The organism is Williamsia sp. z34 (assembly GCF_059553395.1).
On the sequence record NZ_JCANWW010000004.1, the window covers coordinates 93,889 to 120,448 of the forward strand.

Here is a 26,560-nt window from a genome sequence, read left to right on the forward strand (position 1 = left end):
ATACTCCCTTCCACTCCGGATTCACCGTGAGTGATGTCGCCTGTTTGTCGTTCTGTCGGACCTTGTTGTTAGCCGGATCTGGTGTAGAAGGACCCGCTCTGACTTGCTCCGTCACCCACGCCCATCGGATCGACCATCACCGGTCAACACTACTCGACCGGTGGGCGAGGAACTCTGCCAACATCGGGCCCGCCTGCCTGAGTGCATCGGCACTCATCATTGCCCAGTGCGTGGCGTCGATGCTGTGGTGGACCACGTCTCCGGACACGGCGCCTCGCCACGCGCGCGGCGCGGCGGTGTCGTCGTCGCGCCCCGACCCCGCGGTGAACAGCAGCAGATCGGCGTCGATGGTCCGCGGTTCATAGCGGCGCATCAGCTTCATGGATTCGGTGGCCGTCGCGACCATGTTCTCGAGCCACTCGGCGGTGACGTCAGAGAATGCCGGGCCACCGGCCTCCCGGAGTTTCGCAGCCACGATCGCCGGGGAATCGAGGACCGGGTCCACGCCCATCTCGGCGGGCAGACCCAGACCGGCCACGATCTCGCTCGGTGCGACGCCCTCCTCGCCGAGGGCTCTGGCGGACTCGCCGGGGAAGCTGTCGAACATCACGAGCATCTCGACCTGCTCACCCTGTTCCTGCAACCGGGCCGCCACCGCGTGCGCGATCACCCCGCCGAGCGACCAGCCCAGCAGCCGATAGGGACCGGCCGGCCGGACCGCGCGGATCTCGTCGACGTATCGGGCGGCGATCTCCTCGACCGATTCCGGATGCCACTGCCCGGTCGCCGCCGGCGACTGGAGACCGTAGATCGGTATCGCGGAATCCAGCGCATCGGCAAGTCCGCGATAGGCCCACGACAGACCGAGCACCGGGTGGATGCAGAACACCGGATTGTCGGCGCCCTGCTCTCGGATCGGCAGCATGACGTCGAATACACCGGCGGACGAACCGCCTCCGGATTCTGCACTTGCCGCGATCCCGGTCACGGTCGGATCGAGGAAGATCGCCCGCAGCGACATCGGTGTACCCAGCGCATCGGTGAGCCGGGACACGAGCCTGGTGGCCGACAACGAGTTACCACCGAGTTCGAAGAACGACGCGTCCGCCGACACCCTCTGAAGGCCCAGCACTTCGGCCAGCACGTCCGCGACGATGCGTTCGGTCTCGGTGACCGGGGCCACATACTCCCCGGTGCGGTGGAACTCGGGCAGCGGCAACTGTTTCCGGTCGAGCTTGCCGCTGGGGTTGAGCGGGAACTCGTCGAGCACGACGACCGCGTCGGGCACCATGTATTTCGGCAACGTGTGACCCACGAAGGCGCGCAGCTGTTCGGTGTCGGGGTCGGCGCCCCGGTGGGCGATCACATAGGCGATCAGGTGGTCACCGGTCCGCGGATCCTTGTGCACCAGCACTGCGGCCTGGCGGATCGGCGCGTGGGCCAGCACCGCCGATTCGATCTCCTCGAGTTCGATGCGCTGGCCGCGCAGTTTGACCTGGAAGTCGGTGCGTCCGATGTATTCCAGAGCCCCGTCGGCTCGGCGACGCACCAGGTCCCCGGTGCGGTACATCCGTTCGCCCGGCCCCCCGAACGGGTCGGCGACAAAGCGGTCGCAGGTGATCCCCGGCCGCTGCAGATAACCCCGCGCCAGCTGCGCGCCGCCGAGGTACAGCTCGCCGGCCACACCCGCGGGGGTCGGTCGCAGACCGGAATCGAGCACGTGGGCGGTGACATTCCACTGCGGCACACCGATCGGTACGGTCTGGGTATCTTCCGGTCCGACTTGCCAATTCGTCACACTGACCGCCGCCTCGGTCGGGCCGTACATGTTGTTCAGACTCGCCGAGCACAGCTCCCGGAAACGCTCCGCGGTCTCCGGCGGCAAGGCCTCACCGATCACGAACGCGTGGCGCAGGGTACGTAGTGCGGACGGATCGGCCTCGGCCACGAACACTCCCAACGGCGACGGGACGAACGTTGCCGTGGTGATCCCGTACTGCTCGATGAGCGAGGCCAGATAGCGCATGTCCTTGTGCCCGTCGGGTTTGGCGATCACCAGGGTGGCACCGTTCTGCAACCCCCAGAAGAACTCCCAGACCGACACATCGAACGTCATCGCGATCTGCTGCAGCACCACATCGTCGGGGCCGAGCCGATACTCGGATTGCTTCCACACGAGTTGGTTGACGATGGCCCGGTGGGTGATCACCACGCCCTTGGGCTTTCCGGTCGAACCCGAGGTGAACATGACATAGGCGGTGTTGTCCGGCCTCAGCGGTGCCGTACGGTCGGCGTCCGTGATCGGGTCGGACGGCAGATCCGACAGGTCCAGGGTGTCGATCTCGACGACGGTGAAGGCTTCGGCGACCTCGATTCCGTCACCGGCCGTGGTCAATACGCAGACCGGGTTCGCGATCTGCAGCACGTAGCTGGTGCGATCCGCCGGGTGATCGGGGTCGATCGGGACATACGCCGCGCCGGCCTTGATGATCCCGTACATGCCGACCAGAAGATCGAGTGATCGACGCACCGCGATGGCGACCTTCGATTCGGGTCCCACGCCCATCCCGATGAGGTGCCTGGCGAGTCGGTTTGCGCGGGCATCGAATTCGGCATAGCTCAGCACCTGGCCGTCGAAGACGAGGGCGTCGGCGTCAGGTGTGCGAGCGACCTGGGCGTCGAACATGTCGGCCAGGGTCCGGGCCGGCACGTCGACCTCGGTCGCGTTGAACTCCGCGAGTTGCTCTCGCTCGGCCGGGACCAGCACGTCCACCCGACCGACCCGGCGCTCGGGTTCGTAGACGATCTGGGCGAGCACCTGATCGACCCGCGCCAAGATGGTCGCCACCTCATCGTGGGCGAACACGTCGGCCAGGAACTTCGCCTGCAACCGCACCTCATCACCGGCGGTGATGAACAGTGAGAGCGGAAAGTTGTTCGCATCCACGCCGGAGACGTCGAGGACCCGCAAGCCATCGATGTCGGTGACCGACCCCGATGCCACCGCGTCGACCGGGTACGACTCGAAGACCGTCAGCGTGTCGAAGCCGGCTCCGGCCCCGACCCGCCCGGCGATCACCGGCAACCCCACATAGTGGTGGTCGACCAGTTCGGACTGTTCGACCTGCAACCGCACCAGGAAGTCGGCGAGGGTCTCGGACCGCTCGATCCGGGCCCGCACCGGCAGGGTGTTGATGAACAGACCGATCATCGACTCCACGCCCTCGAGGTGGCCGGGCCGACCCGACACCGTGGCACCGAACACCACGTCGTCGCGGCCGATCAGTCGCGACAGCACCAGGCCCCAGGCTGCCTGCACGATCGTGTTCATCGTCACGCCAAGGCGTTTGGCGAGGGCATCGAGTTCCGAGGTCCGCTCGCGATCGATCTCGAGGAGCAACTCCCCCGGCATGCTCCGCTGTTCCCGGGCACGATTGGCCGGTGCCAGCAACGTGGGCTCGGTGACCTCGGACAACGCCGCCGCCCAATGTTCCACGGACGCCGCCAGATCCCGGCCGGCCAGCCACTGCAGGAACCCCCGGTATGAGCGCGGCGCCGGCAGCACCGTGGCATCTCCGCTGGTCGCGTACAGGGTGAACAGCTCCCGCAGGACCAGGGGCATGGACCAGCCATCGAGCAGGATGTGGTGGCTCGTCATCACGAAGTCGACCCGGTCGTCATCGAGCCGGATTGCGGTGAACCGCATCAGCGGTGCCCGGTCCATCTCGAATCGGCGGGTCCTGTCCTCGTCGAGGATCCCGGCCCGCAGCGCCTCGGCATCCGGGTCGTTGCGCAGATCGTGCTCCGCGAACGGAGCCACCGCGGATTCGACGATGACCGCGACGGCTTCGTCGGAGAGATCATCGCGGAATGCGGCACGCAGATTCGGATGGCGATCGAGGAGAGCCTGGGCCGCCAGACGCAACCGCTCGATGTCGACGGTGCCCCCCAGCCGCAGGACGACCTGCGAGGTGTACACATCGAGCGAACCTTCGGCCAGCCTGGCGTGGAACAACATTCCCCGCTGCAACGGCGACAGCGACCACACGTCGGTCATCGACGGATGATCGACGGCCAGCCTGTCGACCGCGTGCTGATCGAGGTTCACCAGCGGTAGATCCGACGGTGTGAACACCCGCGAGTTCGCGGTCGACGACCACCCGGCAACGGCTTCGGAGGCCCGCGCCCACAACTCGACGAGAGCCTGCACCTCGACCTCGCTCAGCAGGGTGTTCGGGAAGGCGAACGTGGCCTCGAGCCGATCACCGGTCACCGCGGCGTTGATGTCGATGGCCGCGGCCACCGGCATGTCCGGATCCCGCGGGCCGGCCGAGGCGGCGAGTTCACCGCTCGGCGCCGGCAGCCACCCGACCGCGCCCGAAGCGGTCTCGGTGCCGATCCGGCCGAGATAGTTGAAACCGATCGCCGGTTGCGGATACGCCGACAACTGTTCCGCGGTAACCGGATTCAGGTATCGCAGCATGCCGTATCCGATCCCCTTGTCCGGGACCGCCAGGAGTTGTTCCTTGATCGCCTTCACGGCGTCGGCCACCGCGGGCCCACCGGCCAGCGCGTCATCGATGTCCACGCCGGTCAGGTCCAGCCCCAACGGGAACATGGTGGTGAACCAGCCCACCGTGCGCGACAGGTCGGCACCGGAGACGACCTCTTCCTCACGGCCGTGACCCTCCAGTTTGATCGTGGTGGCGTCGGCGTGGATGCCGCGGTCGCGCAGCCAGGCGATCGATGCGAGCGCCAGGACGGTCAGCAAACCGTCGTTGACACCGCCACCGAAAACCCTTGGGACCGTGGTGAGCAGCGCATCGGTCACCTCTTCGGAAAGCTGCAGCTTCACCGACTCAACGGTGCCGAACACGTCCACGGCCGGGTCCAGTGGCCGCCCGCCGACATCGGTGCTGCCCTGCTCCATCAGATTCGACCAGAACCCGACTTCCGCGGCCCGGTCCGGATCGACGGATTGTTCCGACAGCGCGTGCGCCCAGCGCCGCATGGAGGTGCCGACCGGTTTCAGTTGCGGCTGCCGGCCCTGCGAAATCGCCTGCCACGCGGTCACCAGGTCTTCGACGAGAACCCGCCACGACACCCCATCGACCACCAGGTGATGGGCGACGATCAACAGCCGGCCGGCATCGGACACATCAGGTCCGGGTTGCAGCCAGACGAACCGCAACACCTGGCCCCGGCCGAGATCCAATTGGCCCGCTGCCCGTTCGAAGGCCGGTCCGACCAACGCGGCGAACTCCGGTGTTCCGGGAGTGGCCGAAGGGCCGAACTCGACGCGCTCGATCATTCCCGCGACGTCGATCGCGTGACGGTCGCGGACGTTGATCGTGTTGTCCTCGTATGAAATCGCGGCCCGGAGCATGTCGTGGTGATCGATGACGGCCGAGAGGGTGGCCACCAACTGATCGTGGCCGATGGCGTCGGGCAACGCCACATAGAGCGGCATGATCAGCCGGCTGTGTCCGCCGGGGCGCTCGAGCATCCACCGCACGATGGGCGGGGCCGGCATCTCACCGATTCCGCCGCCGGGCAACTCTTCGAGCACGGTGACGGCGCTGTCGGTGTTCATGGTCGCCACCCGGGCGATCTCGGCAACGGTCTTGTGCTCGAATATGTTTCGTGCGCTGATCAGGACACCGGAGGCCTTGGCGCGGGAGACCAGCTGGATCGAGATGATGCTGTCGCCGCCGAGGGAGAAGAAGGAGTCTGTGACACCGACCCGGTCAACACCGAGAACGTCGGCGAACACGGCGGCCAAGACCTCCTCGGTCGGCGTACCCGGCGCGACGTACTCCAGGGCCGACTCGTCGAACGTCGCTTGCGGCAGCGCCTTTCGGTCGACCTTGCCGTTGACGGTCAGCGGCATCTCGTCGAGCACCATCACCACCGCCGGCACCATGTGGGCGGGCAGGGAACGGCCGGCGAAGGCGGTCAGCTCGGAGGCCTCCACCCGCGCGCCGGTGGCCGGTGCCACGTACGAGACCAGCATCGTGGCACCCGACGGACCCTGCGCACCCACGGTGGTGACGAACTCGACCGACTCGTGCTCGGCGAGCACCGCATCGACCTCCCCGAGTTCGATCCGGAATCCGCGGACCTTGACCTGAAAGTCGCTGCGGCCGATGTATTCGACTTCCAGCGTCCCGGATTGCGTCTGTACCCAACGGACCACATCGCCGGTGCGGTACATCCGCCGACCGGGATCGGCGGGATCGGCGACGAAACGCTCGGCACTGAGCCCACTCCTGGAGTGATAGCCACGTGCCAGCTGCACCCCGGAGATGTACAACTCGCCGGGGGCGCCGACCGGCACCGGCCGCAGGAAGCCGTCTCGAATCGACGCCGAGACGCCGCGGATCGGGCCACCGATCGTGGCCGGGTCGCCGGGGAGCAACCGGTCGCTGATGGTCACCATGATCTGCGTCTCGGTCGGCCCGTAGCCGATGTGGAACTGCCGGTCCGGTCCCCAGGTCTCGACCAGCCGGTTCGGCACGGCCTCGCCACCGACCGCCAGATGTTGCAGGCTGTCGAGTCCTTCGGGGTCGAGCGTCGCCAGCGCAGCCGGTGTGATGAAGGCATGGGTGGCCCGGTGTTCACGGATGATCGCCGCGAGTTCGTCTCCCCCATAGGTACCCGGAGGCACGATCACCGACACCGCACCCACCGGGACCGCCAGCAACAGTTCCAGCATGGACGCATCGAAGCTGGGTGACGAGAAGTGCAGTGCCCGTGACTGTGTGGTCAGCGCATAGCGTTGCGCCTGCTCGGCGGCGAAGTTCGCCAGCCCGGCATGCGACATCACCACGCCCTTGGGCAGACCGGTCGATCCGGAGGTGTAGATCATGTACGCCGCGTTGTCGACCCGCAGCGGGCGCGGACGCTCTTCCGGCAGCAGCGGCTCGTCGAGGCGCGTCGAGCACTGCATCTCGAACTGCTGATCGTCGAGCACGAACCACTCGGCGGCAGCGGGCAGGTCGGGCCGGTGGGCCTCGATGGTCACACCGATCCGGGCACCCGAATCGCGGACCATGTGCTCGATGCGGTCGGCCGGGTAGGCCGGATCCATCGGGACCAGGATGCCACCGGCCTTCGCGACCGCCCACAGCGCCAGGTGCGAGTACACCGAGCGGGGCAGCGCCGACGCCACCGCGACCTCCGGACCGACGCCGAGCGCGATGAGTTCGCGCGCCAGGCGATTCGACCATCGGTCCAGCTCTCCGTAGCTGACCCGGCGGTGTCCGAGCACGAGTGCGGTCGCCTCGGTCCCGGCGGCCTGGACCGCGGCGGCGAGCAGCTGGGGCAGGAGCACAGCGGGTTCGGCCGGTGCTCCTCTGACGCTCTGCAATTGGGCTCGTTCATCGGCGGAGAGCAGATCGATCGCCCCGACCGATGTCGCAGGCTCGGCGATCAGGGTGTTCAGGGCTGCGACGAATCGCTCGGCGATGCGTTGCATCATCGGCTCGTCGAGCAGCTCCGGTGAATAGATGAACTTGAACTTCAGCGCGCCCCGCATGCTGGCGGTCAGGGTCACCGGATAGTGCGCGGCGTCCTGCCCGGTGAAGCCGGTCACCCGCATTCCGGCGATGTCGGTCTCTGCCGTGGCACCTGCCATGTCGACCGGGAACGACTCGAAGACGGCCAACGTGTCGAACTGCGCGGCCTCTCCCACGGCTCGCTGGATGTCGGCCAACCCCACGTGCTGATGGTCGAGCATGGCGGACTGCTCCACCTGCACCCTGGCCAGCAGCTGATCGACGGTCTCGGCGCCGGTGACGCGGACGCGGACCGGGATCGTGTTGATGAACAACCCGATCATCGATTCGACCCCGGCCACGTCGGCGGGTCGACCGGAAACCGTTGCCCCGAACACGCAATCGGAGCGCCCGGTCAACGCGTTCAGGACGAGTGCCCAGGCCGTCTGCACAAAGGTGTTCGGCGTGACGCCGAGTGCTCTGGATCGGGTCTGCAGCTTCGCCGTGGTTTCCTCGGTGATGCTCGTGTGCAGTTCTGCGGCACCTTCGTGCTGCCGGCGGCCGCGATCGCCGGAGATCAGCAGGGTCGGCCCTTCGACGTCCCCGAGGGCCTCAGCCCAGGCCTGCTGCGATTCTTCGGGCTTCCGCCCGGCCAGCCACGACAGGAAGTCACGGTAGGAACGTGGAGCAGGCAGGACCGAGGCGTCACCTCCCGTCGCGTACAGGACGAGTAGTTCCTTGATGACCAGCGGGGTCGACCAGCCGTCGATCACGATGTGGTGATTGGTGACCAACAGTTCATATCGATCGACGGCGGTACGCAGCAGCGTGAACCGCATCAACGGCGGCTTCTGCATGTCGAAGGGCGCCGCCAGATCCGCGGCGGCCAGCTCGGCCCGGTTCCGCTCGAGGTCCCCGGCACCGGTCGTTCCTGTCAAATCCACCGTGCGCCAAGGAATATCGACGTCACCGAGCACGACCTGCACCGTGTGTCCGGCCTCGTCGGTGACAAAAGCGGTCCGGAAGGCCTGGTGCCGGGCGATCAGCGCGCGGGCACTGCGGCGCAAGCGCTCGGGGTCGACGATCCCGGCCAGGTGCAGGGACATCTGCGCCGAGTACACGTCCACGGCCCCCTCGGCCAGCGAGGCGTGGAAATGCATGCCCCGCTGCAGAGGTGAGAGCGGCCAGATGTCGTCCAGGTCCGGGAACCGACGCTCCAACGCCTCGATCTCGCCTTGTGACAGCGTGACCAGGCCGAGGTCGGACGGCGTCCGGCCACCCGCCCCCGGTGCCGACGCGTATCGGGCGACCTGTTCGAGCGCCGCCGACCACGCCGCGGCCAACTCTCCCACCTGCGCCCGCGTGAACAGCCCGGCCGGGAAATCGATGGCCGCCGACAGTCGTTCTGCCCCATCACGCTCGGACACAACGGCATTGATCTCCAGGGCGGGAACCGGCATGTCCGGGTCCAGCGACGATCCCAGCTCGCCACCGTCGCGGGCCGGAACCCACCCGATCTCGCGCATCTCGTCGGTGAAGTCGATCGCCGACGTCCGACCGAGGTAGTTGAAGCTGATCTGCGGCTCTGGTCCGGTCAGTTCGGTCGCCGTCCGGTTGTTGAGATACCTCAGCAGTCCCCAGCCGATACCGTTGTCGGGCGCCGACCGGAGATTCTCCTTGGTGGCCTTGATCAGCCGGCCCAGATCGTCACCGCCGGCGAGCGCATCATCGAGGTCCAGGCCCGCCAGATCGAGGCGGAGCGGATATGCCGTGGTGAACCAGCCCACCGTGCGGCCGATCTCGGCACCCGGCAGTGCGCCTTCTTCCCGTCCGTGACCCTCCAGTTGCAGGTAGACGTGATCGGCCGCCCGGCCACGCCGCGACCTCCACGTGGCCAGTGCCAGCGCGAATCCCGTGAGCAGTCCGTCGTTGACACTGCCGCCGAAGGCTTCTGGGACGGCGGTGATCAACATCCTGGTCGTGTCCGCCGACAGCTCGAGCCGGATGCGCTCGGTCGTTTCGACGGTGTCGGCTCCCGGGTCCGGCGCCCGGTCCCCCAATTGCGGGTCGTCCACGTCGATCACGGTGCGCCAGTAGTCGAGTTCTGCCACCCGCTCGGGGGTGTTCGCCATCTCGGTCAGCCCGTGAGCCCATCGCCGCAACGATGTGCCCACCGGTTGCAGTCGGGGTCCGTCCCCGGACAGGATGCCACCCCAGGCGGCCGCCAGATCGGGTAACAGGACGCGCCAGGACACACCGTCGACCGCCAGGTGGTGAATCACGATCAGCAGGCGTCCGTTGGTGCGCGATCCCGGCGCCGGTTCGAACCAGACGAACTGGGCAACTGTTCCCGCCTCGGGATCCAATCGATCGGCGGCCGCGCTGAACTCGCGTTGCACCAGCGCCTCGAAATCATCGCTCCCGGGCAGGCTTTCGAACCCGACACGCCGCAGCAACGACCGGCCCGCTTCGGGTTGCGGTTCCTCGACCCGCAGATGCCCCGGCCCGCCGTCGGCGTCGCGCACCCAGCGCAGCCGCAGTGCATCGTGATGTGAGACCACCGCATCGATCACCGATTCGATCGTCGTCCGATCGATGCCGTGCGGCAGGGTGACGAAGTTCGACTGTGAGAAGCGCTGGTGTCCTCCGGGCGCGGAGAAGAACGCCGCCATGATGGGTGTCAGTGGCAATTCACCCACCCCACCACCGGATAGTTCGGCGATCAGGTTCCGCCCGCCGCCGGAGAGGTCGGTTGCCACCGTCGCCAGCGCGGCAACGGTCTTGTGTTCGAACACGTCTCGTGCCGTCAGACCGATACCGAGCGCCTTTGCCCGGGAGACCAGTTGGATCGACATGATGCTGTCGCCGCCGAGGGCGAAGAACGACTCGACCGCACTGACCCGATCCCGGCCCAGCACTTCGGCGAACACCGCCGCGATCTGGACCTCGGTCTCCGACGCCGGCGCCACGAATGCCGCGCTCTCGACGTTGAAGACGGGCTTCGGCAACGCTTTTCGATCGAGCTTTCCGTTCGTCGAGGTCGGCATGCGCTCGAGCACCGTGAACGAATCAGGGATCATGTAGTCCGGCAACGATGTGGCGATCGCGGTGCGCAAGGTGGCCACGTCGATCAGTTCATCTTCGGCGGGTGTCACATAGGCCGCCAGCCGGCGTCCGTGCTCGCTCTCCACGGCCAGTACCGCGACCTGACCGACCGAGTCATGCCGGGCCGCCGCCGCCTCGATCTCGCCGAGTTCGATTCGCAGACCCCGGATCTTGATCTGGTGGTCGGTCCGTCCCAGGTATTCGAGTTGCCCGCGACGATTGATCCGCGCCAGGTCACCGGTGCGGTACATGACCGCACCCGGGTCACCCAGGGGATCTGCCACAAACCGGTCCGCGGTGAGATCCGGGCGGCTCAGATAGCCACGCGCCAACTGGATTCCGGCGAGATACAGCTCACCGCCCGTTCCCGGCGGCACCGGCCGCAGACGCGCATCGAGTACGTAGGCCCGGGTGTTCCACACCGGCTTTCCGATCGGCACCACACCCGATTCCGTGCCGTCGACCCGGTGGTCTGTCGCGGTGACGGTGGCCTCGGTGGGTCCGTACTGGTTGTCGAGGAACGCTGTGTTGTGTTCGAGGAATTGCCGTGCCAGTGACTCCGGCAGCGCCTCACCACCCACGGCCAGCCCCCGCACCGATCCGGGCAGGGCCGGTCGCGGACCGTTCACCAGGACCGCGAGCATCGAGGGGACGAAATCGAGCAGGGTTACATCCCATCGCTCGACGATCTCGATCAGGTATTCCGGATCCCGGTGACCGTCGGGCCTGGCGATCACCAGATGTCCCCCACACGCGAACGGCACGAACAACTCCCACATCGAGGCATCGAACACCAGCGGCGTCTTCTGCAGGAAGGTGTCCTGTGCGCAGCACTCGAACGCGGCCGCCATCCAGCGGATCTGGTTCACCGCGGCCGCATGGCTCACCATCACGCCCTTGGGCTTGCCGGTCGAACCCGAGGTGAAGATGACGTATGCCGAATTCTCCGGTCGCAGCGGAGCCCGCCGCTCCGAGTCCGTCAACCGGCCGTTGCCGAACCCCGACAGGTCCACCCGGTCGAGATCGATGAGGGCGCAGTCGACGACCGACGACATCGGATCCGGCGCGTTGGTCAGAACACAGACCGGGGCAGCCTGATCGAGGACCGCGGCGATCCGGTCACGCGGCTGGTCCGGATCGACCGGCACGTAGACGCCGCCCGCCTCCATCACCGCATGGATCGCGACCATCATCTCGATCGACCGGTGCACCGCCACGACGACGGTCACCTCCGGTCCGGTGCCCTGTTCGATCAGCAGGCGGGCCAGTGCGTTGACCCGAGCGGAGAACTCCGCGTAGTCGAGAGTCGTGTCCTCGAAGGTGATGGCCGGGGCGTTCGGTGCCACATCGACACCGGCGGTGAGGAAGTCGGTCAACAGCCGTTCGCCGACCGGGACCGCGGTGTCGTTGAGTTCGTGCAGGATCAGCGCCCGCTCGCGCTCGTCGAAGAGATCGATGTCCCCGACCCGCCGCTCCGGCTCGGCAACAGCGGCGGTGAGCACCCGCAGGAAGCGCTCGCTCATCGCCTCGATGGTCGACCGGTCGAACAGTGCGGTGGAGTAGGCGAACACTCCCGAATATCCCGACTGTGCACCGTCGGGGCCGACCTTCGGTGACAGGGAGAGCTCGAGGTCGTACTTCACCTCGAACAATTCGACCGGCAACGGACTGATGGCGAGATCCGGCAGGTCGAGCGCCGGGCGGTCGACGTTCTCGAAACCGAATGACACCTGTGCCAACGGCGCATAGGCCGTCGACCGTTGCGGGTTCAGGACCTCGACCATCCGCTCGAACGGGACGTCGGCATGAGAGAACGCACCGAGATCCGCATCCCGCACGGCCGCCAGTGTCTGCGTGAACGTGGCATTGCCGTCCACCGACGTCCGCAACACCAGCGTGTTGACGAACATCCCGACCAGCCGGTCGAGCGCCTGCTCACCCCGACCGGCGATCGCGGTGCCCATGGCGATGTCGCCGGAGCCCGAGATCCGGGCCAGCAGCACCGCAAAGGCGCTCTGCAGCACCATGAACGCGGTGGTACCCGTCCGCTTGGCGATGTCCTCGACCGACTCCGCGAGCTCGGCCGGAACCGAGAACGGCAATCGCTCACCCGCGGTGGACTGCACCGGGGGCCGGGGCCGATCGGTCGGCAGTTCGAGCACATCGGGCAGGTCGGCCAAAGTCTCACGCCAGTAGGCGATCTGCCGGGAGATCACCGATTCGTTGTCGGTTTCGGAGCCGAGGACCTCGTGCTGCCACAGCGTGAAGTCCGCATATTGCACGGGCATCGGCTGCCAGTCCGGATCGCTTCCCTGCTGCGCGCGTGACAGGTACGCCACCATCACGTCCTGGGCCAGCGGCGCCATCGACGCGCCGTCGGCACTGATGTGGTGCACGACCACGACGAGCACATGGTCGTCGGGACCGATGCCGAACAGTGCGGCCCGCAACGGCACCGATTCGGTGACGTCGAATCCCCGGCGGCCGAACGTGATCGCCGCCGCGACGACCTCGTCTTCGGGGACCTCCACGGTCTTCAGCGAAACCCCGGCCTCGGCCACGGACAACACCCGTTGTTCGGGTCCTTCCGGACCGGACGGGAACACCGTCCGTAGCGATTCATGGCGGCCCAGCACGTCATCCATCGCAACTTTGAGAGCTTCGATGTCGAGCGTTCCGGTCAACCTGACCGCCATCGGAATGTTGTAGGCCGCCGACGTGGTGTCGAACTGGTTGAGGAACCACATCCGTTGCTGCGCCATCGACAGCGGGATCCGGGCCGGCCGGTCGCGTCGGGTGAGCGGCGGGTGACCGGACTCCCGCTTGGTCGCCACCGATGCGGCGGCGGCGATTCCGGACACGGTCGGCGCGTCGAAGATCGCCCGGACCCCGAGCTCGACGTCGAGGGCCTGATTGACCCGGGCGACGACGCGGGTCGCCGAGAGCGAGTTCCCGCCCAGTTCGAAGAAGTCGGCATCGACCGACACGCGTTCGACACCGAGGACGTCGGCGATGACCCCGGCCACGATCTCTTCGACCGGGGTCCGCGGAACCCGGAACTCCCCGTCGGCCTCCCACACCGGGGCCGGAAGTGCCCGCCGATCGATCTTGCCATTGGTCGTCAGGGGCATCTGTTCGAGTTCGACAACCGCGGCGGGCACCATGTGCGATGGCAGCTCTCGCCGCGCGTGCGCCCGCAATTCCGGCGAATCGATCTGCATACCGGGGGCGCTGGTGACGTAGGCGACCAGAGCCACCGACCCGCTCGCCGTCCGTACGTCCACTGTGGTCGACACGCCCACGGCCGGATGACGTGACAGCACCGCGTCGATCTCGCTGAGTTCGATCCGGAATCCACGTATCTTCAGCTGGAAGTCCGCCCGGCCGATGTAGTCGATCACGTACTCGTCGTCGTTGATCACCCAGCGGACCACGTCACCGGTCCGGTACATCCGGCTGCCCTCGGGCCCAAAGGGGTTCGCGACGAACGTGCCGGCGCTCAGGCCGGTCCGGTTCAGGTAACCCCGCGCCAGCCCGCCGCCGATCATGTAGAGCTCGCCGTCGACGCCGACGGGCACCGGGCGCAGCCGGGAATCGAGCACCACGGCCTGCATACCCCGGAACGGCGCTCCGATGTCGATCGGGCGATTGCGGCGCAACGGAACGCTGACCGTGCAGATGATGGTGGTCTCGGTGGGGCCGTACATGTTGATCACGTCCCGGCCTTCGGCCCATGCCTCGATCAGCTCTGGCGGCGTCGCCTCACCACCGAGGACCACGGTGCGGTAGGTGTCCAAGCCGGCCGGATCAACCGTCGCCAACGCGGCAGGCGGGATGAATGCCATCTCGACTGCCTTGTCCCGCAGCAGGTCAGCGAGTTCTCGACCGCCGTACACGCCCGTCGGGACAACAACCATCGTGTTGCCGCCTGCCGCGCCGAGCAGGAGATCGAAGATGGCCCCGTCGAAACCGGGCGAGGAGAACAACGCGGTCCGGACCGCCGTTTCGCCGCGGGTCACCCGCTTCTTGATGGATTCGTGGACCGCCGCCAGACCACGGTGTGTGGCGACCACACCCTTGGGCTTTCCGGTCGAACCCGACGTGTAGATGGTGTAGGCCACGTTGTCCACCGACGCCGGGGTGCGATCGGCAGTTGTCAGCGGCGCGTCCGGCAGGTGTGCCAGGGCCCGGCTCGTCGCGGGATCGTCCAGGACCAGCCACTCGATGTCGGTCGGCAATTTGTCCAGCAACGATGCCGTGGTGATCCCGAACCGAGCACCGGAATCGGCGAGGATGAACTGCATCCTCGACATCGGGTACGACGAGTCGAGGGGAACGAACGCCGCTCCGGTCTTGCTGATCGCCCACACGGTGGTGATCCATTCGATGGACCGCGGCAGCGCGACCGAGAGGAAGGACTCGCGAACGGCGCCGCGCTCGAGAAGGCTGCGCGCCAGCCGATTCGACGCGGCGTCGAGCTCCCGGTAGGTGATCGACCTTTCGTTCTCGATCACCGCGACCATATCCGGATACCGGGCGGCACCCCGCGCGAAGAGGGCATCGAGTGTCATCGGTTCCGGATTCGGCCCGTCGTTGTAGGGGACGACCTCTCCGCGTTCGGCCCGGCCCAGGAGTTCGAGGGCTCCCACTGCCACCTCGGCGTCGTCGGCCACGGCGCGGCACACGCGCACGAAGTAGTCGGTGAAACGTTGCGCGGCCACCGGATCGAACAGGTCGGCGGCGTACGTCAGAGTCGCGTCCAGCACCGGGCCGCCCTCGGTCTCGCGCTCCATCATCATCAGTGCGAGGTCGTACTTCGCTGTCTCCAAACCGGATTCGACCGGCTTGATGACCAGATCCGGTAGGTTCAGCTCGGCCCGCTCAACGTTCTGGAAAGCCAATGCCACCTGCGCCAACGGTGAGTGCGACCGGGAGCGTTCCGGGTTCAACGCCTCCACCAGTTGTTCGAACGGCAATTCGGAATGGCTGAAGGCGGCAAGGTCGGATTCGCGCACCCGGTGCAGCAGATCCACAAAACGCAGATCGGGATCGGTGCGGGTCCGCAGCACCAGGGTGTTGACGAACATCCCGATCAGGTCGTCGAGCTCGCGTTCACCCCGCCCGGCGACCGGGGTCGCGACCGCGATGTCGTCGCCGCCGGTCAACCGGGACAACAGCACCACCAGGCAGGCGTGAACGGTCATGAACAGTGTTGCGCCACTGTCGGTACCGAGAGCGGCCAGCGCGGCCCTGGTTGCCGCGTCGAGGGTGAAGTCGACGGTACCCGCCCGGAACGACTGCACCGGGGGACGCGGATACGTCGTGGGCAGTTCGAGCACCGTGGGCAGGTCGGTGAGCTCGGCCCGCCAGAACTCCAGCTGCTCGGTCGCGACCGACTCGGGGTCGTCGATGGAACCGAGCCACTTGCGCTGCCACACACTGAAATCGGCATACTGCACCGCCGGCGGCGCCCACGCGGGCGCCCCACCCTGCATCCGCGCGACGTACGCGGTGACCAGGTCCCGGGCCAGCGGGGCTCGGGATGCCCCGTCGGAGGCGATGTGGTGGATCGACATCAACAGCACGTGCTCGTCCTGGCCGGACTCGATCAGCGCGACCCGCAACGGGATACGCTTCGCGACGTCGAAACCCTGTGAGAAGAACCCGATCATCTGTGATGCGAGATCGTCCTTGCCGCAGGTGATGCGGGCGACATCGATATCCGCATCGGCGACATCGAGGATGTGCTGGTGTGGTCCGGCCTCGGAATCGGGGAAGACCGTGCGCAGCGATTCATGGCGCTCGAGCACATCGAGCAACGCTGCGGTGAGGACGTCGATGTCGAGGCTTCCGGTGAGCCTGATCGCGACCGGGATGTTGTAGACCGGTGACGTGGTGTCGAATTGATTGAGGAACCACATGCGCTGTTGTGCGAGCGAGAGCGGGATGGCGGCCGGGCGCACGGTGGCCACCAGCGGTGGCCGCGTGCGACCCTCCCCCGCGCTGCGCCCGAGTCGTGACGCCAGTCCGGCGACCGACGAATCCTCGAACAGATCGCGTAGCCCCAATCTCGCGTCACCGGCGGCGTTGAGGCGGGCCACGACCCGGGTCGCGATCAGTGAGTCGCCGCCGATGTCGAAGAACCGATCGTCGACGGAGACCCGTTCCAGACCCAGGACCTCACCGAAGACTGCCGCGACCATCTCCTCGTACACGGTGACCGGTGCCCGGTAATCGGCTGCAGCGCTGCCGAACTCCGGATCCGGCAACGCCCGCCGGTCGAGTTTGCCGTTGACGGTCAGTGGCAACTCGGCCAGGACGACAACCGCCGACGGGACCAGTGCTGCCGGCAAGAGCTCCCGCGCACGTTCGAGCAGATCCTCCGGTTCGCCGCCCGTGGTGGTCTCCGGGACCACGTAGGCGACGAGCCGCTCGAGCCCCTGCGGACTTGTCTTGAGCGCGACGGCGCACTGTCGGATCCGCCCATCGGAGGCCAGTGCGCCCTCGATCTCGCCGAGCTCGATCCGGATGCCACGCAGCTTGACCTGCAGGTCGGCCCGGCCCAGGTAGTCCAGGGTTCCATCCATCCGGCGCCTCGCCAGATCACCGGTGCGGTAGAGCCGCACGCCGGGTTCGCCCTGCGGATCGGCGACAAATCGTTCCGCGGTCAGCCCCGGCTTCGAGGTGTATCCGCGGGCCAGCTGAACACCACCGAGATACAGTTCGCCCACCGCGCCCGGGGGTGCTTCGCGCAAGGCTCCATCGAGCACGCGCGCAACCACATTCGGCACCGGCAGTCCGATACCCACCGATCCGCGCACGACATCGTCGGCACCGGTCTGCAGCCTGGTCGAGGTGACCGTCGACTCGGTGGGTCCGTATTCGTTGTGCAGCGAGGCATCCGACATCGACCGGAAGCGGCTCAGCGACGTCACCGACAGCGCCTCACCACCGCAGAAGACCATGCGCAGGGACGAGATCTCGTCGGGTTCGACGGCGGACAGGAAGACATCGAGCATCGAAGGCACGAAGTGCATCGCGGTGATCCGATGGCGCGACACCACCTCGGCGAGGTAGCGCGGATCTCGATGGCCATCCGGGGTCGCGATCATCAGTGCGGCGCCCTGCGTCAGGGGCCACCACAGCTCACGCACCGACGCGTCGAAGGTGAACGGCGTCTTCTGGAGAAGCCGGTCATCGGATCCGAGCCGATACACCGATTGCCGCCACTGCACCATGTTCACCACCGAACCGTGGGTGACCTCCACCCCCTTGGGCAGACCGGTTGATCCGGACGTGAACACCACGTACGCCAGGTGATCGGGCCGCAGCGGCGCCACTGACTCGGACGCATCGATCGTGGCACCACTGAGGCGCGCGAATTCGTCTCCCAGCGAGTCGATCTCGAGAACCGGACTGTCTCCGAGACGATCCTGTGGTCGCGCCGAGGTGGTCAATGTCAGCATGGTTCCGGACGCGCGCATGATGTGCTCGATGCGCTCGGGCGGGGCATCGATGTCGACCGGGACGTACGCGCCGCCCGCCTTCGCCACGGCATAGATCGCGATCATCAGGTTCGTCGACCGCTCGATGAGCAACGCAACCCGTTTCTCGGGTCCGACCCCCTGCCCGATCAGCACTCTCGCGAGCCGGTTGACACGGGCATCGAACTCCTCGTATGTGAGGACCTCGTTCTCACCGATGATCGCGGTGGCCGTGGGTGTTCGGGCGACCTGATCATCGAAGAGATCGACCAGCGTCCGCGTCCCCATCGGTTCCGGCGACGGGTTCCACCCGGCGGTCGTGGCCAGTTCCGCCGGCGAGGCCGGCTGCAGCGCGGCCAGTCTCGCCGTCGGGTCGGCGATGAAGGACCGCAGCACCCGCAGCAGTCGATCGAGGTGCGAGTCGGCGACGTCCTCGGAGAAGCTCTCCCGCGCGAACTTCGCGGCGAAATGCAGACGATCGGTGTTCGCTGCCACGATCGACAACGGGAAGTGGCTGGCCGCAGCGGATTCGACATCACGCAACCGGACACCGGCGATGTCCACACCACCGCCCACCCCGGCGCTGTCGACGGGATAGGACTCGTAGAGGACCGCGGTGTCGAAGACCGCCCCGGGGCCGCCGTGTCGGTGGATGTCCGCCAACCCAAGGTACTGATGGTCGAGCAGGTCCGACGACGCGCTCTGCAGACGCTGCAGGAACTCGGCCACCGCCAGCGCGTTGTCCACGCGGACGGCCACCGGCACCGTGTTGATGAACAGACCGATCATCGATTCCACGCCCGTGATCGACGGAGGCCGGCCGGAGACGGTGGAACCGAAGACCACGTCGGTGCGGTTTGTCATGGCGCCGAGCACGATTGCCCACGCACCCTGGACGAGAGTGTTCATCGTGACACCCAGCCGGCCGGCGAGTGCCGTGGCCTGCTGCGTCTCGTGCGCGCTGAGTTCACGCGTGACCACACCCGGCAGCGACGCCTGATCCTGCCCCCGTGACCGTGGCGACAGCAGTGTCGGTCCGTCGACGTCGGACAGGGCCCGTTGCCAGGCCGCCGCCGAGGCGGTGCGGTCCTGCTGCTGCAACCATTGCAGATAGAGGCTGTACGGGCGCGTGGCAGGCAGCGACGATCGGTCGGCATCGGTGGCGTAGAGCACCATCAGCTCGCGCAGTACGAGTGGCGTGGACCAACCATCGAGTATCGCGTGGTGATTGGTGATCACCACGTCCCAGCGATCCGGTGCCAATGCCAACGCGGCGATCCTGATCAGTGGACCCGCGGACATGTCGAAACCGGTGGCCCGGTCGGCAGCCAGGATCCGGTCGCGTTCGGCCACCCTGGCGGATTCGCCGATCGTCGACAGGTCATGCACCGTGACACCGACATTCAGGCCGGTACGCACCAGCGCCACCGCACCGAGGTCCTCGTCGACGACAAAGGTGGACCGCATGCTCTCGTGCCGGTCCAGCAGGGCGTTCGCGGCCCGGCCGAGCCGTTCGACATCGAGTCGCCCGTCGAGACCGAGCACGAACTGCGCGACGTACACGTCGACCACCGCAGCCGATTCGCGAGCCATCAACGCATGGAACAGCATCCCGTGCTGTAGCGGCGAGAGCGGCCACACGTCGGCGATGCCGGGGTGGGCTTTTTCCAGTGAGTCCAGTTGCCCCTGGGTGGCGCTCACGAGGGGCAGATCGGAGGGGGTCAGCCCGCCCGCATCGGGCTGCGCGGCGTGGTGGGCGATGGCTGCGACCGCGGTCGTCCAGTGCTCGGCCAGCGCGACGATCTCGGATTCGGCGAACAGATTGCCGGCGTAGGTGAACGTTGTCGACAGCGTTCCACCGCCGACCACCGAGACGTTCACATCGATCGCAGCACCGAGTCCCATGTCGGGATCTGTTGCACCGCCGAGGTTCTGACCTTCGGTCACCGGAACCCAGCCGTGCCGGGTCATGTCGTCGGTGACCTCTTGTCCACCGAGCCGGCCCAGATAGTTGAAGCTGACCTGCGGAATGGAGGCGGCGGCGAGAACCGGAGCGGTGCGGGCATTCAGATACCGCAGGAGGCCGTATCCGACCCCGTTGTCGGGGACCGCTCGCAGCGTCTCCTTGACCGCCTTGATCAGCCCTCCGGCGGAGCGTCCGCCGGCCAGCGCGTCGTCGACATCGACATCTCCGATGCCCAGACGGACCGGATACACCGTGGTGAACCAGCCGACGGTCCTCGACAGGTCGGCGCCCGGGGCGACACTCTCTTCGCGACCGTGGCCCTCGAGCGTCAGCCCGAGCGGGGACCGCGCGTCGGGGACACCACGGTCACGACGCCAGGCGGTGATCGCCAGCACGAGCGCGGCCAGCAGCCCATCCTGGACACCGGCCCCGTAGGCCCGGGGAACCGCGGTGGTCAACGCATCGGCCACCTCGGCCGGCAGGGTGACCGAATGCTTCCGAGCGGTCCGCATGGTATCGGCGCTCGAATCGAGATCCCTTGCGCCCAGGGGGGATTCGTCGAGATCTGACACCGACTGCCAGTACGGCAGTTCACCGGTGCGTACGGGATCACTCGCCTGCGCGGCCAACGCATGGGACCACCGGCGCATCGACGTCACCTCTGTGCCGAGGCCCAGGGTCACATCGGCGGTCAGTTCGGCCCAGGCACCGGCCAGCGCGGGAACGATGATCCGCCAGGAGATCCCGTCGACGGCGAGGTGGTGCAGCACGAGCAGCAACCGGCCGTTTCCGTCGACACCCGTGGCGGGTCGGAACCACACGAACCTGGCCATCACGCCGGCGGCGGGATCGAGTCGATCCGCGGCGTCGTCGAGGGCGGCGCGGGCAAGTGCGGCGAAGCCTTCGGTCGACGGCAGCGCATCGGTGCCGAACTCCATCGTCGTGATGGACCGTTCCACGTCGATTCCGCCGACCGGATCGACCACCAGCCCCGGAGCGGACCCGTCCGCGGTGTCGAGATGCGCTCGGAGCACGTCATGGCTGTCGAGGATCCGGCCGAGCACGGCAACGAGCGTGGGCTGATCGATACCCGGCGGCAATGTGAGCATCACCGCCTGCGAGAAGCGATCGCCCATCCCACGTTCGAGCGCCCAGTGCATGACCGGGGTCAGCGGCATCTCGCCGACCCCACCTCCGTCGAGTTCTTCGAGCACCGGCGTCATGTCGGCGGGCTGCAGGACCGCCACCTCGGCCAGCCCGGCAACCGTCTTGCGCTCGAAGACATCTCGCGCGGTGATCTGGACACCGGCATCCTTGGCCCGGGACACGAGTTGGATGGACACGATGCTGTCACCACCGAGCGCGAAGAAGGAGTCGGTCACGCCGACCTGCGGTACCCCCAGCACCTCTGCGAACACACCGGCCAAGACCTCTTCGAGCACCGAGGACGGCGCCACATACGATGTGCTCGCGATGGCCGCGAAGTCGGGTTCCGGCAGGGCCGCCCGGTCGAGCTTGCCGTTCACCGTCATCGGTACCGAATCGAGCACCATGACAACGGACGGGACCATGTACTCGGGGAGGGACTCGGCGGCATGCCGCAGCAGCTCGTCGGTGTCGACGGTGAAGCCTTCGACCGGAACGACCGTGGACACCAGGACCGTCGCGCCCGTCGGCCCGGCGCGCCCCTGCGTCACCGCAAAATCAATGGTCTTGTGGCTCTGCAGAACTGCGTCGATCTCACCGAGTTCGATCCGGAACCCGCGTACCTTCACCTGGAAGTCACTGCGGCCCAGATACTCCAGGTTCGCGTCCCCGGCCGGATCACTCATCCATCGCACGACGTCACCGGTCCGGTACATCCGGGTCCCGGCATCGCCGAACGGGTTCGCCACGAACCGGTCGCTGGTCAACCCCGCCCGGCAATGGTATCCACGGGCCATCTGCAGTCCGCCGATGTACAGCTCACCGCTGACCCCGACCGGTACCGGACGTAGGCTCCGGTCGAGGACCATCGCCGAGACGCCGCGGATCGGGCCACCGATGGTCATGGCGCCATCGGGCTGCAATGGCCGCGACATGGTAACCATGATGATGGTCTCGGTCGGGCCGTAGCCGTTGTGGAAGTGCCGGCCCGGCGCCCAATCCCTCATCAGACTCTCGGGTACGGCCTCGCCGCCGACCACCAGCTCCCGAAGTGAGTCGGCGTCGCCGGCGTTGACGGTGGCCAGCGCCGCCGGCGTGATGAACGCGTGGGTCACCGAGGCCGCGGTGATCACCCGGGACAACTCGTCGCCGCCGTACACCCCTGGCGGCACGATCACCAGTGCGGCCCCGGCCGACACGGCGAGCAGCAATTCGAGCATCGATGCGTCGAAGCTCGGCGACGAGAGATGCAGGACGCGGGCCTGCGAGGTCACCGAGTATCGCTCTCGCAGTTCCGTGGCGAAGTTCGCCATCGCCCGGTGGGTCACCACCACGCCCTTGGGCACCCCGGTCGAGCCCGAGGTGTAGATCATGTACGCGGCATTCTCGATGTGCTGCGGCGACAGTCGAACCGGGACCTCGCCCCCGGATGCAGCGGCCTCGTCCAGCACCTGCCGGGTCTGCGGGTCGTCCAGAACCACCCACCGCACCGAATCCGGTAATTGCGGACGATGCTCGGAGAGCGTGATGCCGATCGCCGCACCGGAATCGGTGATCATGTGATCGATGCGGTCCCGCGGGTAGGCCGGATCCACCGGCACAAACGCGGCCCCCGACCTGACCACCGCCCACAGGCCGACCTGCTCGTCGAATGATCTCGGAAGAGCCAGTGGGACAAACTGATCGGCCCGGGCGCCTTCGGAGATCAGGATCTGCGCCAGCGCATTCGATCGTCGGTCGAGTTCCCGGTAGCTGTGGACGTCATCGCCCCAGATCACCGCGGCGGCGTTCTCATCGACGCTCGCCGCCGAGTCGAGCAACTCACCGAGCGTGACCGGCGCTTCCGGGGCCGAACCCACGACCGGGCACAGGTCGGCGATCTCGGAATCGGAGAGCACACCGATGCGTCCGACGATGATGTCCGGCTGCGCCACCGCCTGTTTCAGTATCCGGATGAAGCGCTCGGCAAGATCCTCGATCGACGCCTGGTCGAAGAGGTCCGTGGCGTAGACGAACATCCCCGCCAGGCCGCCGGCAGTTGTCGGGTTCAGCGCCAGCTGCAGATCGAACTTGGCAAACGTGACACCGCTGTCGTACTCGGCGATCGACAGATCCGGCGCATCCAGGACCGGGGGTTCGTTGTTCTGCAGGGCCAGCGTGACGCCGAAGATCGGGGTGTGTGCGGTGGTGCGCTCTGGCGCAAGCACTTCCACCAACCGCTCGAACGGCACATCCGCATGGGCCAGGGCTCCGAGGTCGGAGTCGGCGGTGGCCCGCAACAGTTCGGCGAAGGTGGCCCCCGGTTTGATCTCGGTACGCAGCGCGAGGGTGTTGACGAACATGCCGACGAGCCCGTCCAGTTCGCGTTCTCCACGGCCTTCGATCGGTGTCCCGATGACGATGTCGTCCATTCCGGACAGCACCGAGAGCGTCAGCGCGAACGCCGCGTGGAGCACACTGAACTCCGTGGTGCCGCGCTCGGACGCCACTGCGGCGATCTGCTGGTGCAGGGCACCGTCGATGGTGAACTCGGTACGACCGCCGAGCATCGAGGGGCGGTCGGGCCGCGGCCGATCGGTCGGAAGCTCGAGGACCGCCGGGATGTCCGCCAGGGCATCGGTCCAGTAGGAGATCTGCCGCGAGACCAGCGACTCCGGATCCGACTCGGATCCGAGCAGTTCATGCTGCCAGAGAGCGTAATCGGCGTATTGCACGGGCATCGGCTGCCAGGTGGGCCCCTCACCGCTCGACAATCCCAGGTACGCGGCGACCAGATCCCGCGCCAGCGGCGACAGGGATGCGCCGTCGGCGGCGATGTGGTGCAGCACCAGCACCAGCACATGCGAGGTCGGGCCGAGCCGGAAGATTGCCGGGCGGACCGGGACCTCGACGGTCATGTCGAAACCCCGTGATGCCAAGGCCGCCAGCCGGTTCCGCAGATCGTCCTCGTCCTCGACGTCGATCGGGTCGAGCGCGAGATCGACCTGGGCCGGGTGCAGGATCTGCTGCCACGGTCCGCCCTCCCCCGAGGGGAAGACGGTGCGCAACGCTTCATGACGTTCGATGACTACCCGGACCGCACGCGCGATCAGGTCGAGGTCGATCGAACCGGTCAATCTGACGGCCAACGGCAGATTGTATGCGGGCGAGGACGTGTCGAACTGGTTGATGAACCACATCCGGGACTGGGCCAGCGACAACGGCGGGTGCTCCGGACGGGCCCGGGGTCCCAGCCGCGGACGGTCTGCCGTGCCGGCGGCCGATTCGGCTCCGGCGGCGAAGCCCGCCACCGTCGGGGTCCGGAACAATTCGGCGAGACCGATGTCCGCGTCGAGCATGGAATTGACCCGCGCCACGACGCGCGTCGCCGACAGCGAGTTACCACCGACGTCGAAGAAGGAGTCGTCCGCGCCCACCCTCTCGGCGCCCAGCACTTCCGCGAAGACGGCGGCCACCACCTTCTCCGTCGATGTGCCCGGCTCCCGGTACGGGGTGGCCGATCTGGCTGCGTGCGGGCGGGGCAATGCCTTTCGGTCGAGCTTCCCGTGCGAGGTCAGCGGCAACTCGTCGAGCGCAATGATCGTGGCCGGGATCATGTAGTCCGGCAGGAACTCTGCGAGCTGCCTGCGCACCGGGTCGTCGTCCTCGACATCGGTGGTCGGCCGGACGGCGTAGCCGATCAGGCGCTCGAATCCCGAGTCGTCCGGGTCGACCACGACCACGGTTCTGGCCGCCCCGGTCACCCGGGCGAGCACGGTCTCGACCTCACCGAGTTCGATCCGGAACCCACGCAACTTCACCTGGAAGTCGGTGCGTCCCAGGTACTCCAGATCACCGTTCGGCCGGCGCCGGGCCTCGTCGCCGGTCCGGTACATCACCGCGCCCGCCGGACCCGCCGGGTCGGCCACATAGCGCGCGGCGGTCAGGTCCGGGCGATTGACGTAGCCTCGCGTGATCTGCGGGCCGGCGAGATATATCTCGCCCGGGATGCCCGGCGGGACCTCTCTCAACCGCCGGTCGAGGAGGTACGCACGCAGACCCTGGTACGGGGTGCCGATGGCGACCACCGGCAGCGACAGGTCCTCGTCGCCGCTCGGATGCCGCGTACCCGAGACGGTGAACTCGGTGGGCCCGTATTCGTTGCTCACCGCGGCATTCAGTTTGGCGCGAATCTGTCCGAGGAGTTGCGACGTCAGTTGTTCTCCGCCGCTGAGGATCTCGCGGAGCGATTGCCCCTCCCCCGGTTGCAGCGCGTCGACGAAGACCGCCAGCATGGACGGCACGAAGTGCATCACCGTCACGCCGTGATGATCGACCGCGGTGGCGAGATATCGCGGGTCCCGCTGCCCGTCGGCGGCGGCGATGGCCAGACGTGCTCCGCTGACGAGCGGCCACCACAGCTCGCGCACCGCGGCATCGAACGTCACCGGGGTCTTCTGCAACATGCAGTCGGCCGGGCCGACCCGGTAGACCTGCTGCCGCCGCGCCAGGAACTCACCCACCGAGCGGTGCGAGGCCACAACACCTTTGGGGCGTCCGGTCGACCCGGAAGTGAAGATGATGTACGCCGGGTTGTCCGCACGGAGCGGAGCGCGACGCTCCGCGTCCGTGATCGGGCCGTCGCCCTGGGCAGACAGATCCAGCAGATCCGGATCCACCACAGGCGTTCCGGCCGGAACCGTCAGGCCGTCCGCGCCGCGCGTGAGTACGCAGAGCGGTTGCACCGAGGAGATGATCTCGGCGATCCGCGCCGGCGGATGATCCGGGTCGACCGGCACATAGGCGCCGCCCGCCTTCACGATCGCGTAGATGGCCACCATCATGTCCGGCGAGCGTCGGACACCCATCACCACCCGAACCTCGGGGCCGACGCCGATGCCGATCAGATGGCGGGCCAGACGGTTGACCCGCCGGTCGAACTCGGCATAGGTCCAGGTCGTGTCGTCACCGATGAGTGCGACCGCCTCCGGTGTCGCCGCCACCTGCCGTTCGAACAGGTCTGCCAGCGTCGCGGTGGTGGTCGCGGCAGACTCCGCCTCGGCCACTGCCAGGACCTGCCCCACGGCCCTCGCCAGGGCACCGTCCGCGGCGGCAATCGTCGGGGACAAGCCCGAGATGACCACGGACAGCACTTCGTTCGGGCCCATCCCCCGATCTGCCAGCGGTGCGGCCAGCAGACCCAGGCGCGCCTCGAGGTCTACCCAGGGGACCCCGGCCCCTTCGTGTTCGAATGCAACGGCACCGGGATCACGCGCTGCGAGTCGACTGATCGCATCGAGCAACTGCGCGAACGGCAATGTGTCCTCCTGGGGAACGTGATGATTGTGGTCTCGGGTGCGCGTTGTCCTGTTCTGAACCGCCAT

1 protein-coding gene is annotated in these 26,560 nt (G+C 67.4%); it reads right to left on the minus strand.

Features of this window, described 5'->3' with window-relative positions; all coding sequences use genetic code 11:
• Positions 1 to 136: 136 nt before the first annotated feature.
• The gene (locus AC51GT_RS11805) at positions 137 to 26,560 is read right to left on the minus strand and encodes a non-ribosomal peptide synthase/polyketide synthase (RefSeq protein ID WP_496328860.1); all 26,424 of its coding nucleotides are present in this window, start codon (positions 26,558 to 26,560) and stop codon (positions 137 to 139) included.

Bases quoted from the DNA above. Each gene is read 5' to 3' on its own strand.
- AC51GT_RS11805 (WP_496328860.1), bottom strand. From the start codon at position 26,560: ATGGCGGTTCAGAACAGGACAACGCGCACCCGAGACCACAATCATCAC.